The organism is Kribbella sp. NPDC003557 (assembly GCF_040610805.1).
Taxonomy (GTDB): Bacteria; Actinomycetota; Actinomycetes; order Propionibacteriales; family Kribbellaceae; genus Kribbella.
In genome coordinates this window covers 457,683-470,422 of the sequence record NZ_JBEXMY010000004.1, presented here as the reverse complement: position 1 = coordinate 470,422, position 12,740 = coordinate 457,683, and the positions used below count along the sequence as shown (strand labels likewise).

The 12,740-nt window shown below is 70.4% G+C and carries 14 protein-coding genes; 12 read left to right on the top strand and 2 right to left on the bottom strand.

Annotated features, from left to right (window positions below; all coding sequences use genetic code 11):
• Positions 1-110 precede the first annotated feature (110 nt).
• Complete coding sequence (locus ABZW60_RS18720) at positions 111-1,073, top strand: DUF4037 domain-containing protein (protein WP_355478361.1); 963 nt, start codon at positions 111-113, stop codon at positions 1,071-1,073.
• On the opposite strand, the gene ABZW60_RS18715 is transcribed toward ABZW60_RS18720, so the two are convergent.
• Complete coding sequence (locus tag ABZW60_RS18715) at positions 1,043-1,906, bottom strand: LysR family transcriptional regulator (protein ID WP_355478359.1); 864 nt, start codon at positions 1,904-1,906, stop codon at positions 1,043-1,045. The genes ABZW60_RS18720 and ABZW60_RS18715 overlap by 31 nt on opposite strands.
• A gap of 70 nt (positions 1,907-1,976) precedes the next feature.
• On the opposite strand from ABZW60_RS18715, the gene ABZW60_RS18710 reads away from it, so the two are divergent.
• The 11 genes from ABZW60_RS18710 to ABZW60_RS18660 all read left to right on the top strand — a co-directional run bounded on the left by ABZW60_RS18710 (position 1,977) and on the right by ABZW60_RS18660 (position 11,659).
• Positions 1,977-2,966 carry an EamA family transporter gene (locus ABZW60_RS18710; protein WP_355478357.1) on the top strand — a complete coding sequence of 330 codons (990 nt, stop codon included), beginning with the start codon at positions 1,977-1,979 and terminating at the stop codon, positions 2,964-2,966.
• 9 nt (positions 2,967-2,975) lie between these two features.
• Positions 2,976-3,353: a hypothetical protein gene (locus tag ABZW60_RS18705; RefSeq protein WP_355478355.1), complete on the top strand. Its 378-nt coding sequence runs from the start codon at positions 2,976-2,978 to the stop codon at positions 3,351-3,353.
• Positions 3,354-3,510: 157 nt separating this feature from the next.
• Positions 3,511-3,885: a hypothetical protein gene (locus tag ABZW60_RS18700; RefSeq protein ID WP_355478354.1), complete on the top strand. Its 375-nt coding sequence runs from the start codon at positions 3,511-3,513 to the stop codon at positions 3,883-3,885.
• 105 nt (positions 3,886-3,990) lie between these two features.
• Complete coding sequence (mihF, locus tag ABZW60_RS18695) at positions 3,991-4,305, top strand: integration host factor, actinobacterial type (RefSeq protein WP_132145957.1); 315 nt, start codon at positions 3,991-3,993, stop codon at positions 4,303-4,305.
• Between the two features lie 55 nt (positions 4,306-4,360).
• Positions 4,361-4,981 (top strand): guanylate kinase, encoded by a 621-nt coding sequence (gene gmk, locus ABZW60_RS18690; protein WP_355478351.1) that lies wholly within the window; start codon positions 4,361-4,363, stop codon positions 4,979-4,981.
• A 2-nt stretch (positions 4,982-4,983) separates the two neighbouring features.
• On the top strand, positions 4,984-5,286 hold the full coding sequence (gene rpoZ, locus ABZW60_RS18685) for a DNA-directed RNA polymerase subunit omega (protein WP_355478349.1): 303 nt from the start codon (positions 4,984-4,986) through the stop codon (positions 5,284-5,286).
• A 10-nt stretch (positions 5,287-5,296) separates the two neighbouring features.
• Positions 5,297-6,526 carry a bifunctional phosphopantothenoylcysteine decarboxylase/phosphopantothenate--cysteine ligase CoaBC gene (coaBC, locus tag ABZW60_RS18680; protein ID WP_355478347.1) on the top strand — a complete coding sequence of 410 codons (1,230 nt, stop codon included), beginning with the start codon at positions 5,297-5,299 and terminating at the stop codon, positions 6,524-6,526.
• 13 nt (positions 6,527-6,539) lie between these two features.
• Positions 6,540-7,031, top strand: a complete 492-nt coding sequence (locus ABZW60_RS18675; RefSeq protein ID WP_355478345.1) for a GNAT family N-acetyltransferase — start codon at positions 6,540-6,542, stop codon at positions 7,029-7,031.
• 9 nt (positions 7,032-7,040) lie between these two features.
• The gene (locus ABZW60_RS18670) at positions 7,041-8,153 is read left to right on the top strand and encodes a winged helix DNA-binding domain-containing protein (RefSeq protein ID WP_355478344.1); all 1,113 of its coding nucleotides are present in this window, start codon (positions 7,041-7,043) and stop codon (positions 8,151-8,153) included.
• 189 nt (positions 8,154-8,342) lie between these two features.
• Positions 8,343-9,536, top strand: coding sequence for a methionine adenosyltransferase (gene metK, locus ABZW60_RS18665; protein WP_355478343.1), 1,194 nt, complete (start codon positions 8,343-8,345; stop codon positions 9,534-9,536).
• An 86-nt stretch (positions 9,537-9,622) separates the two neighbouring features.
• The gene (locus tag ABZW60_RS18660) at positions 9,623-11,659 is read left to right on the top strand and encodes a primosomal protein N' (RefSeq protein ID WP_355478341.1); all 2,037 of its coding nucleotides are present in this window, start codon (positions 9,623-9,625) and stop codon (positions 11,657-11,659) included.
• A gap of 4 nt (positions 11,660-11,663) precedes the next feature.
• Here ABZW60_RS18660 and ABZW60_RS18655 read toward each other — a convergent pair whose 3' ends face one another.
• Positions 11,664-12,737, bottom strand: coding sequence for an aminoglycoside phosphotransferase family protein (locus ABZW60_RS18655; protein ID WP_355478340.1), 1,074 nt, complete (start codon positions 12,735-12,737; stop codon positions 11,664-11,666).
• Positions 12,738-12,740: the final 3 nt, after the last annotated feature.

Sequence of the window (12,740 nt, the reverse complement as noted above, 5' to 3'; positions counted from 1 at the left end):
TCCGGACCAGCCGTCAGCAGTCGCGCTCGTCCGGGCACCAGATCGGCCCGGAAGGGCCGACACCTCCTGTCGAGCTGCAGAGCGAGCGGCGGTGTGCGATCTTCTTCGGCATGGGTTCGGGGCTGGAGTTGTGCCGGCGGTTCTACACCGAGGTTGTTCGGCCGCTGGTCGACGTGCCGCACAGTGCGGCGTTGATGGGGCGCGGTTCGGAGGTGCTCGGATTCGACGACGAGATGTCGACCGACCACAACTGTGAGGCCCGCGTGCTCCTGTTTGTCGAGCACGGTGGGGAGCTCCGGCCGGAGGTGCCTGAGACGTTCGCGGGGCGGCCGACGCTGGTGGAGGTGCACACCGTGCGCGAGTACTTCCGGCAGCAGTTCGGTTTCGAGGTCGACGCCGAGTTGACGCCGGGGGATTGGCTGACCTTTCCCGAGTCGATTCTCCGGCAGCACACCGCGGGTGCCGTGTTCCACGACGATCTCGGCCTTGATGCGGTCCGGGAGCGGCTGGCGTACTACCCGGACGACCTCTGGCGGTATCTGCTGATCACCGCCTGGTGGCGCGTGCACCCGGAGATGAACCTCGTCGGCCGCGCCGGGTACGTCGGCGACGAGCTCGGGTCGTCGTTGATCGGTGCCCAGCTGGTACAGGACCTGATGCGGCTGTGTTTCCTGATGGAGCGCACCTACGAGCCGTACTCCAAGTGGTTCGGGACGGCCTTCGGCCGGTTGTCCTGCGGTCCGGCGATGACGCCGCTGCTCCGCGAGGTCGGGCGGGCCGAGACCTGGCAGGAGCGCACGGAGGCGCTGGAGGCGGCCTATCGCGCCGTCGGTGAGCTGCACAACCGGCTCGGCATCACCGAGCCGGTGGAGCTCGGTGTGGAGCGGATGTTCGGCCGGCCGTTCGACACGGTGTGGGGCGACTACATCGGCGCGTTGCACGCCGGCATCCGCGATCCCGAGGTCCTCCGGATCTGCGAACGCTGGCCCGTCGGCGGGATCAACCGTGTCCGCGACCTGCTGTGGAAGGCGGACGACCGCCGTCAGGTGCTGGGGCTGCTCGGGTCGCGGTAGAGGCTGGTCAGGAGGCTGACGGCGGCTCGGGTCGCGGGGTGTGGGTCCTCGCGGTGCCAGATCAGGTGGACGTCGACCGGGGGCGCGTCCCGCACCGGGCGGTAGACGACGCCGTCGCGGCGGTACTGCGTCGTGGTCGCCTGCGGGGTGAGGCCGACGGACCGGCCTGACGAGATCGCGGCCAGCCAGTCGTCGACGTCGTGGGTGAGCTCGATCTTCGGCCGCGCGTCCGGCGGCCACAGGTCGGCCGTGGTGCTCCCGGTGCGGCGGTCGATGACGACGGTGCGGTCGCGGAGCTGGTCGAGCGTCAGTGACCGCTTGCGCGCGAGCGGGTCGTCGGCGGGCAGGGCGCAGTACCGGCGTTCCCGGGCGAGGAGGACATGGGCGAAACGGCCCAGCTCAAGATGGCTGCGCACCACCGCGAGATCGCACAGGCCCTCGGCGAGCCCGCCGGTCGCGGTGTTGGTGCGGATCAGCTGCAGCTCGACGCCGGGATGCTCGGCGGCCCACCGGCGCTGGAACTCACGGGTGCGGCTGCCGAACGCCGACCAGGCATGGCCGACCCGCAGCCGCGTGTGGCCGCTCGTCGCCTCGCTCACCAGCTCGTCGAGCTCGGCGAGGATGTGCCGCGCCCGGGCGAGCACCCGGACACCGGCCGCGGTCGGGGTCAGCGAACGACTGGTCCGGTGCAGCAGACGAACGCCGAGCTCACGCTCCAGCGCGAGGAGATTGCGCGACACGGCGGCCTGGGAGATCCCCAGCTCGATCGCGGCGTCGGTGAACGTGCCGGAGTCGACGATCTCCACCAGGCACCGCAGCTGCCGGATATCCATGACTCCAGCGTATAGATCGGCTGTCTCCTGCATTTTGCGGACGGCGCCGGACCGAGGACTCTCGTTGATCGTGAGGCGAGAACGGTTGACCGGTGTGGCGATGATGCTCGGCAGCGGGCTGTCGACGCAGGTAGGTGCGTCGGTGGCGGCGCTGGCGTTCCCGGTGATCGGCCCGGCGGGCGTGGTGGCGATCCGGCAGTGGGTCGCGGCGATCGCGCTGCTCGCGGTCGGCCGCCCGCGGCTGCGGTCGATCACGGCCCACCAGTGGCGCCCGGTAATCGGTCTGGCCGTGGTGTTCGCGGTGATGAACCTGTCGCTTTACACCGCTATCGACCGCGTCGGCCTGGGCCTGGCGGTGACGCTCGAGTTCCTCGGACCACTTTCCGTTGCCCTGCTGGGCTCTCGGCGCCTGCTCGACCTGCTGTGCGCGCTCGCGGCCGCCCCCGCAGTGGTCCTCCTGGCCCGCCCGCAAGCAACGACGGACTACCTCGGGATCGGCTTGGGCTTGCTCGCGGCAACGTGTTGGGCCTGCTACATCCTGCTCAACCGCAAGGTGGGCAGGGAGTTGCCGGGTGCAACAGGTTCGGCCGCGGCGGCGGCGTTGTCCGGCCTGGCGTACGTCCCGGTCGGCGTCGTCGTCCTGCTGAATCACCCGCCGACGCTCGCCGCGGTGTCGTACGCGCTGGTGGCCGGTCTGCTGTCGTCCGCCGTACCGTTCCTCGTTGATCTGTTGACGTTGCGCCGCGTCCCGGCGCAGTTCTTCGGCGTCTTCATGAGCGTGAACCCGGTGCTCGCGGCGCTCGTCGGACTGGTGGTTCTCGGGCAGCGGCTCGCGGTCCTCGACTGGGTGGCGATCCTGGTGATCGTCTCGGCGAACGCGGTCGCGATCACGTTCGCCAGACCTGAAGTCCACTCGAAGGACGGCGACGCGCCAGATCACAACCCGGTTCCAGTCGCGCCGTGCGACGTTCTTCACGGCGTGCCGGACCTCGCGATGACCCCGGCGTTCGGAAAGGTGTCGGCGGACGGGGAGCCAATGACTTCCCGCGCGACACAGTGAAGGAACACGATGCGGAAGCTGGCAGCCCTCGCGGCCGTTGTGACGATGAGTGTTGGCGCCCTGACGGCCTGCTCGGGTGGCGACTACTGCGCGGACCTGAAGGGGTACGTCGACTCGGCGAAGGACGTCGACATCAAGAACGCCGACCAGGTCGGCAAGATGCTCACCGAGATGAAGAAGGTCTCGAAGTCAGCTCCCAAGGACCTGGAGGACGACTGGAAGGTCGTCATCGACTACGCCGAGAAGGCGCAGGACGCCAAGGGTGACACGAACAAGCTGATGGAGCTGGCCAAGTCCGACGGCTCCAAGGTCCAGCCCGCCATGGAGGCGATCACCAAGCAGGCGAAGGACACCTGCAAGATCGACCTGCCGGGCGCCGGCAACTGACGCGTCGCCGACCGGGCCCGGTGGGACGGCTCTGCCCGTTCCTTCCCACCGGCCCGGAAGGCACCGCCGGCCCCAGGCGGCCTCTGTCGGCCCCCTGAGGGCACTGCGGAACGTATTCGTTTCCGATGATTAGGTCACTCCCGGTAGCGTGCGGGGTGTGAAGCGTTCTCTCGCCATCCTCGCGACCGTGGCCACCGGTGCCGGTGTGCTGACCGCCTGCACCGACGAACAGGCGTACTGCGTCGATCTCGCCAAGTACGCCGCGAAGGCGGTCGACGTCGATCCGCAGAAGCCGGTCGACTACGTGAAGATCCTGGACGACGCGAACAAGCTCCAGGAGTCCGCGCCGCAGGACGTGAAGGACGACTGGGGTGTCGTCGTCACGTTCGCCGAGAAGGCACAGAAGGCCGGCACGGACGCGGCCAAGCTGGCCGAGCTGAGCAAGCAGACGGGCGGTGTGATGACGGCGTACAAGAACATCACCAGCCAGGCCAAGGACAGCTGCAAGGTCGACCTCCCGGCGTTGAACTGATCAACTGATCGTTCGAATCCGCGACTCTGTTCCACCACCGCCGGACGGCGGGCTGAACCCGTGTTAGGTTCCCTTGCGAAGCCATACAACGGGACAGGTGAAACGGTGCCACTTCCTTCTTTGACCCCGGAGCAGCGTGCGGCAGCTCTGGACAAGGCCGCGGCGGCGCGGCGTGAACGAGCCGAGATCAAGAACCGGATCCGGCACTCGGGAGCGTCTCCGACGGAGGTGCTCCACGAGGGCCAGACGAACGACGTGATCGGCAAGATGCGGGTCAGCCAGCTGCTGCAGTGCATCCCGGGGGTCGGCAAGGTCCGCGCCCAGCAGATCATGGAGCGTGCGGGGATCTCGGAGACGCGGCGGGTGCGCGGCCTCGGCTCGAACCAGATCGCCGCGCTCGAGCGCGAATTCGCCGAGTGATCCCAGGGTGAGTCAGACCAAAACCCCGACCGGCTCGTTGGACACTGGTGTGACCATGACCACGCACGCGGGAAACAGTTCGAACGAGCCGTCGGCCGGTCCTGACCCGGCGCGGCTGACCGTGCTGGCCGGGCCGACGGCGGTCGGCAAGGGGACCGTCGCGGCCGACATCCGGGAACGGTTCCCGGACATCTGGATCTCGGTGTCCGCGACCACCCGCAAGCCGCGGCCGGGCGAGGTGCACGGTGTGCACTACCTGTTCGTGTCGGACGCCGAGTTCGACCGGATGATCGCCGACGGCGAGTTGCTGGAGTGGGCCGTGGTGCACAAGGCCGCCCGCTACGGCACGCCGAAACAGCCGGTGCTCGACAAGCTCGCGGCCGGCCGCCCGGCCCTGCTGGAGATCGACCTGCAGGGCGCGCGCCAGGTCCGCGAGACGATGCCGGACGCGCAGTTCGTGTTCCTGTCGCCGCCGAGCTGGGACGAGCTGGTCCGCCGGCTGCTGTTCCGCGGCACCGAGACGCCGGAGGAGCGGGAGCGGCGGCTGGAGACCGCGACCGTCGAGCTGGCCGCCGAGAAGGAGTTCGACGTGACGATCGTCAACGCCTCGGTTCGGGAGGCCGCCGATCAGTTGGTAAAGTTGATTCGATCACCCTCCATCTCTGGAAAGAGCTGAACTTGTCTGGCAACCAGCCCGTCGCCATCGGCATCACCTCCCCGCCGATCGACGACCTGCTCACCCACACCGACTCGAAGTACAAGTTGGTGCTCTACTCGGCCAAGCGGGCGCGGCAGATCAATGCCTACTACTCGCAGCTCGGCGAGGGCCTGCTGGAGTACGTCGGGCCGCTGGTCGAGACGCACGTCCAGGAGAAGCCGCTGTCGATCGCGATGCGCGAGATCAACGACGGCGTGCTGACCTGCACCGACATCGACCCCGAGGCCGAGGCGGAAGCCGCTGCCGCGGAGAAGTCCGAGTAACTCACCCCGTATGAAGCCCAACGTGGTGCTCGGGGTCGGCGGCGGCATCGCGGCGTACAAGGTCTGCGACCTGCTCCGACGGCTGACCGAGTCCGGGCACAGCGTGCGGGTGGTGCCGACCGCGGCCGCGCTGGAGTTCGTCGGCGAGGCGACGTGGGCGGCGCTGTCCGGGCAGCCGGTGACCGCCGATCCGTTCGACGACGTGCAGGAGGTCCCGCACGTCCGGATCGGCAAGGCCGCCGAGCTGGTCGTGGTGGCGCCCGCGACCGCGAACCTGATCGCCAAGGCCGCTCACGGGCTGGCCGACGACCTGCTCACGAACACCCTGCTCACCGCGCGCTGCCCGATCCTGTTCGCGGCCGCGATGCACACCGAGATGTGGGAGCACCCCGCTACCCAGGCGAATGTCGCGACGCTGCGTTCGCGCGGGATCACGGTCCTCGACCCGGCGGTCGGGCGCCTGACCGGCGCCGACACCGGCCGCGGCCGGCTGCCGGAGCCGTCGGAGATCTTCGCGATCAGCCAGCTGATGCTCGCCGACGAGGCCGCCCGCGCGGCGGGCCAGTCGGTCGCCGACCTGACCGGCAAGCAGGTGCTGATCAGCGCCGGCGGTACGCGCGAACACCTCGACCCGGTGCGGTATCTCGGCAACTCCTCGTCCGGCAAGCAGGGCTACGCGCTCGCCCGGATCGCGGCCGCCCGCGGCGCCAAGGTCACGCTGGTCGCGGCGAATTCCGAGCTGCCCGACCCGGCCGGCGTCCAGGTCGTCCCGGTCACCAGCACCCGCGATCTGTACGACGAGATCACCGGGCGCGCCGGGGACGCCGACGCGATCGTGATGGCGGCCGCCCCGGCCGACTTCCGCCCGGCCGACGTCGCCGAGCACAAGATCAAGAAGACCGCCGACGGCTCGGTCCCCGCGGTCAGCCTGGTGCAGAACCCGGACATCCTGCAGACGATCTCGCACGACCGGGCCCGCACCGGCCAGGTGATCGTCGGGTTCGCCGCGGAGACCGGCGACGCCGACCACACGGTCCTGGAGCTCGGCCGCGCCAAGCTCGAGCGCAAGGGCTGCGACCTGCTGGTCGTCAACGACGTCTCCGGCGGCAAGGTCTTCGGCAGCGACGTCAACGAGGCCGTCATCCTCGACCGCTCCGGCAGCGCCCTCCCCGTCCCCTCCGGCAGCAAGGACGCCCTGGCCGGCGTCATCTGGAACCTGGTCGCCACCCACTGGGAGTGACCCGGTGCCACAGGTGAGGCCGGCAGTCGCCACCGACAGACCGGGGATCCTCGGCCTGGCCGGTGAGGTCGAGCACTGGTTCGGTCCGATGGTTGCCGAAGCAGGCTTTCACCACGCCCTCGACCGCCACGTCGCCGAGCAGCGTGCGCTGGTGGCGTCCGATGCCGGCCGACTGGTGGGAGCTGTCCTGTTCGGCGGGTCGTCGCTGCGGTTCGCGGTGCATTGGCTGGTGATCTCCGAGCGGGCGCGCGGCCGTGGCGTCGGCCGGCAGTTGATGACCGCGGTGGTCGAGCGGCTCACCGGGGGCCGGGGACTCGCCGAGGGGGAGGTCGTCGAGGTGGTGACGTTCGGCGCGGACCATCCGGGGGCGGTGGCCAGTGGTGCGCGGGTGTTCTACGAGCGCCTTGGCTTCGTGCCGGGGGAACCGGCGCCGGACGGCCCGGACGGTGGGTCCCGGCAGGTCTTTCGCTACAAGAGGACAGAAGCTGTCCGCTTCTCGCCCTAGGGTCGTCGTATGAAGATCACCTGGGAGGCCGTCGTCGCGCGGCGGATGCGGCGGCATCATCTGGTCGGATCCGCGGCGAGTGCGGCGGACGCCGTGCGGGCGATGTGTGGGGCGCATGCGCAGATCGCGGCGGCGGGGGAGGTCTCGGTGGCGCTAAGGGTCGCCGAGGCGACGCGCGAGACGGTGCAGCGGGATCAGGAGCTGGTGAAGACGTTCGGGCCGCGGGGGACCGTGCATCTGCTGCCGCTGGAGGACCTGCCGATGTGGACCGGTGCGCTGTCCGCGCTGCCGGCGAGCGGTGTGCAGCCCGAGCCGATCCGGATGAGCCCGGACGAGATCGACCAGGTCGTGGTCGCGATCGGGGAGGCGCTCGCCGACGCGGACCTCACCGTCGACGAGCTCACCGAGGAAGTCGTCCGGCGGACCGGCGAATGGGCCCGGACGCCGACGATCCCCGCGTTCCAGGGTGCCTGGGCCCGCTGGCGGCAGGCGGTGTACGTCGCCGCGCACGCCGGCGTCCTGTGTCACGGGCCGCTGCGCGGGCGACTCACGACGTACTCGAACCCGCACCGGTTCCGCCCGTTCGAGCCGATGCCCGCGGAGAAGGCGCTCACCGAACTGCTGCACCGCTACCTGTACTCGTACGGCCCGGCGACCCCGCAGCAGTTCGCCCGCTGGCTCAAGACCACCCCGACGGTGGTCAAGCGGTACTTCGACGGGCTCCCGCGGGTCGAGCTCAACGGTCAGACGGCCTGGCTCGCTCCCGGCGACGACGAGTTCCCCGACGACCGCGCGGACGGCGTGCGGCTGCTGCCGTACTTCGACGCGTACGGCGTCGGCAGCTTCCCGCGTGAACTGCTCTTCCCGGGCAAGGCCTTCGCCCGCGCGACCGCCCGCGGCCAGGCCGGCAACTACCCGCTGCTGCTCGTCGACGGCGTCGTGGCCGGTGTCTGGCACCAGAAGAAGTCCGGCCGGACACTGCACGTCACCGTCGAGGCCCTCACTCCGCTGAACCGTCGCCGGCGCACGCTGCTGGCCGCGGAGGTGGACCGCCTGGCTGCGATCCTTGGCGGTACGCCGTCGCTCACACTGGGCGACGTGACGGTCGGCGCGCACGCCTGAATCAGTGCCGTTTGTCCAGAATGTGATCGAGGATCTCGTATCCTGGATGAATTCGGAGCGTCACCGGGACGCGGGCGGAAACTGCTGGCATACTTCCCAAGATGCATCGCCAACCGCCGGTGCATGGGGGGATCGCGCGGTTGTGCCAACGCGCAACCGGGCGGCACAAGAGGAATCCGAGGGAGAACTGTGGCGAGGCGCCTTTTCACGTCCGAGTCCGTGACCGAAGGTCACCCGGACAAGATCGCTGACCAGATCAGCGACTCCATTCTCGACGCGTTGCTGGCCGAGGACCCGAAGAGCCGGGTCGCGGTCGAGACCCTGATCACCACGGGTCTGGTCGTCGTCGCGGGAGAGGTCACCACGACGGCGTACGTCGACATCCCGGGGATCGTGCGGTCGCGCATCCTCGAGATCGGCTACGACTCGTCCCTGAAGGGTTTCGACGGCGCGTCCTGTGGGGTGCAGGTCGCCATCGGGAGCCAGTCCCCGGACATCGCGCAAGGTGTCGACACGGCCTACGAGACGCGCTCGGACGCGTCCCAGGACGCTCTGGACCTGCAGGGGGCGGGTGACCAGGGCCTGATGTTCGGCTACGCGTCGAACGAGACGCCGGAGCTGATGCCGCTGCCGATCACGATCGCGCACCGGCTGTCCGAGCGGCTCGCCGAGGTCCGCAAGAACGGCACCCTGGCGTACCTGCGGCCGGACGGGAAGACCCAGGTCACGGTCGAGTACGACGGTGACAAGGCGGTCCGGATCGACACCGTGGTGGTGTCCAGCCAGCACGCGGCGGACATCAACCTGGAGTCGATGCTGACGCCGGACATCAAGAAGCACGTCGTCGACCCGGTGCTCGAGCAGTTCGACATCGACGCGACCGACTACAAGCTGCTGGTGAACCCGACCGGCCGGTTCGAGATCGGCGGCCCGATGGGTGACGCCGGGCTGACCGGGCGGAAGATCATCATCGACACCTACGGCGGGATGGCGCGGCACGGCGGCGGCGCGTTCTCCGGCAAGGACCCGTCCAAGGTCGACCGCTCGGCGGCGTACGCGATGCGCTGGGTGGCGAAGAACATCGTCGCGGCCGGGCTCGCGGACCGGGTCGAGTGCCAGGTCGCGTACGCGATCGGCAAGGCCGCGCCGGTCGGTTTCTACGTCGACACGTTCGGCACCGAGAAGGTGCCGGTGGACAAGATCGCCGACGCGGTCCGCGAGGTCTTCGACCTGCGGCCGGCCGCGATCATCCGCGACCTCGAGCTGCTCCGGCCGATCTACGCCCAGACCGCGCGCAACGGCCACTTCGGCCGCACCGGCGAGGGCTTCACGTGGGAGCGCACCGACCGCGTCGAGGCCCTCAAGGCGGCGGTCGGCAAGTAGGTCGGCAGGTAGGTCGGCAAGTAGTTGTCCACAGCGGGTCGGCAGTGCGCAACCGCACTGTCGGCCCGCTGCTCTAGCATTCCTCAGTGACATCGAACGTGACCCCGGGCGGGGATTCGCCGGAGCAGCTGACGCTGCTGCGCGACACCGTTCGCAAGTCACGGACCAAGGAACCGGCCGAGATCACCGCGTCGTCGCCGGTGGCCCGGATCGCGGTCGACGTCTCGCTCCCGCACCTGGACCGGCCGTTCGACTACCTGGTGCCCGACGACATGGCCGCGGCCGCGCAGCCCGGGGCCCGGGTGAAGGTGCGGTTCGCCGGCAAGGATCTCGACGGGTTCGTGCTGGAGCGGCTCGACGAGTCGGACCACGACGGCAAGCTGGTCCGGTTGCGCAAGGTCGTGTCGCCGGAGCGGGTGCTGACACCCGAGATCGCGGACCTGTGCCGGGCGGTCGCCGATCGGTATGCCGGGGTGCTCGCGGACGTCACGCGGCTGGCGGTCCCGCCGCGGCACGCGAAGGTCGAGGGGGAGCCGCTGCGCTGCGACCAGCCGGCGCGGCCGCCGGTGTCGACGTCCCGCTCCGAGTGGACGCCGTACCCGCCGGGTTTCCTCGACGCGATCGAGCGCGCGGAGTCGCCGCGCGCGGTGTGGACCGCCGTGCCGGGGGCCGACTGGCCGCTGGCGTTCGCGCAGGCCGCCGCGGTGTGCGCCGCGTCGGGCCGGGGTGCGTTGTTGCTGGCGCCGGACGCGCGCGATCTGGAACGGTTGGCTGCTGCGTGCACAGAGGTGCTGGGGGAGTCCGGCTTCGTCACGCTGTCCGCGGACCTAGGGCCGACGGCTCGCTATCGCGCGTTCCTGTCCGCGCTGCACGGATGTGCGCGGGTGGTGATCGGGACGCGGGCGGCGGCGTTCGCGCCGGTGGCGGATCTCGGGCTGGTGGCGATGTGGGACGACGGCGACGAGTCGTACGCCGAGCCGCGCGCGCCGTACCCGCATGCCCGGGAAGTGCTGCTGCTGCGGGCGTTCCGGCAGCAGTGTGCGGCGTTGCTCGGCGGGTTCGCGCGGTCCACGGAGGCGGCGGCGCTGATCGAGTCCGGCTTCGCGCACGAGCTGATCGCGGACCGCAAGGTGATCCGGGCGGCCGCGCCGTCGGTGCACATCGCGGGCGAGTCCGATCACGACCTGGCCCGTGACCCGGCGGCACGCGCGGCGCGGCTGCCGCACCGGGCCTTCGAGATCGCGCGCGAGGGACTGCGGTCCGGGCCGGTGCTGGTGCAGGTCCCACGCGCCGGGTACCTGCCGAGTCTGGTGTGCCAGACCTGCCGGGCGCCGTCGCGGTGCTCGACCTGCGGCGGGACCTTACGCCGTACCGGGGGATCAGGGCCGGCGAGCTGCAGCGTGTGCGGCCGGCCGGCCGTCGACCACCGGTGCCCGGAGTGCGGCGACACCCGGATGCGTGCGGCCATCATCGGCGCCCGTCGTACGGCGGAGGAGCTCGGCCGGGCGTTTCCCGGCGTCGTCGTGCGGACGTCGGGCGGCGACAACGTGCTCGACTCGGTCCCGGACGCGCCCGCGCTGGTCGTCACCACCCCCGGCGCTGAGCCGGTCGCCGACGGCGGGTACGCCGCGGCGCTCCTCCTCGACACCTGGCTGATGCTCTCCCGCCCCGACCTGCGAGCCGCCGAGGAAGCCGTCCGCCGCTGGTTCAACGCGGCCGCCCTGGTCCGCCCGGCCGCACCGGTCATCCTGGTCGGCGACCCGTCCGCCTTACCGCTGCAGGCACTCGTCCGTTGGAGCCCCGAAGGGTATGCACTGCGGGAGATCGAAGAGCGCCGCACCGCCCGCCTGGCTCCGGCGGCGAAGCTCGCGGAACTCACCGGCCCGTCCGAGTCCGTCAACGACCTCGTCACCCGCCTCCGCGATCTGGTCCCGCCGTCGGCAGGGCTGGAGGTCCTGGGTCCGGTGGACATCGACGACGAGACCGTCCGGGCCGTGGTCCGCACCCCGCGCGCCCACGGCCAGACCCTGGTGCGGGCCCTGAAGGAATCCCAGTCGGCCCGCACCACCAAGAAGAACCCGGGCACCGTCCGGATCCAGGTCGATCCACCGAACTTCGGCTAGCGGCCTACCTGCGGAACGCGGCCCTGGCCGCGGCGGCGGTCGAGGCGATGTACTCCGGCGGCTCGATGAACCACCACTCGTCGAACGGCACGCCGTTCATGAGGTCGCGCCGGTAGCCGATGCACACCAGGTAGAGCGGCCTGATGTACATCACTGCTTCGAGCCGGTCGAGTTCCTCGTCGGTGAGCTCGACGTGCTTGCGGTATGCGGTGACGACGGCGTTGACGTGCTCCTCGTTGGTGCTTCTCGAGGGAGCCCAGTTGCCGGTTCCCCACAGCAGGAAGGCCAGGTCGGCGAGCCGCGGTCCGCGCCCGGACGCCTTCCAGTTGATGGCTACCGGCCCGTTCGGCCCCATGACCGCGTGATCGGGAGCGTGCAGCAGGTTGCCGTGCAGCAGGCCCTCGGGCAGGCCGTCGGCGTCGTCGGCGGAGCGCACCTGTTCGAGGAGCTGCTCGAACCGCTCGCGGTCGGCGGCCCCGACCTTGGTGTCCACCGCGTCGAGGAAGGCCAGGCCCGCCAGGAGATCCTGCCGAGGCGTGCCCATCCGGCTCGGGTCCTCACCACTGGCCCCACCGGGCCGGCTGACCGACTCGTCGAACGGCAACGCGTGCAGCCGTCCGAGCAGGTCGGCCATGATCGCGAATCCCTCGCCGGCCGGAAGCGCGGTGTGCTCGACGAACTCGGTGACGAGCACCGCGCTGCCGTCAAAGTCGGACACCGCGTCGTCCACCGCGAGTCGCTCCGCGGGGTAGTCGTGCTGCTCGAGGAAGCGCAGGACCGCGGCGTCGCCCTCGACATCGGAGAACGGCCGGGCCGGGGGGAACGCCCGAGCGATCCACGGGGCGCCGTCGCCGCGGTCGATCCGGAAGACGTACGTCTTGTGCACGCTGAGCCTGGTGGCCGCGACCGCGTCGATCCCGTAGCGGTCCCGGAGGTGGACGAGCAGCCGATCGCCGTCCGGCTCGTGGTGGATGCGGTCGTTCAGCCCCTCGAGATCGGTCAGCGCCTCGGTGTACCGCTGGCCGGTCTCCTTGGCGTGCCGCCGTACGACCTTCTTGAAATTGCCGTCCTTGGTCATGAC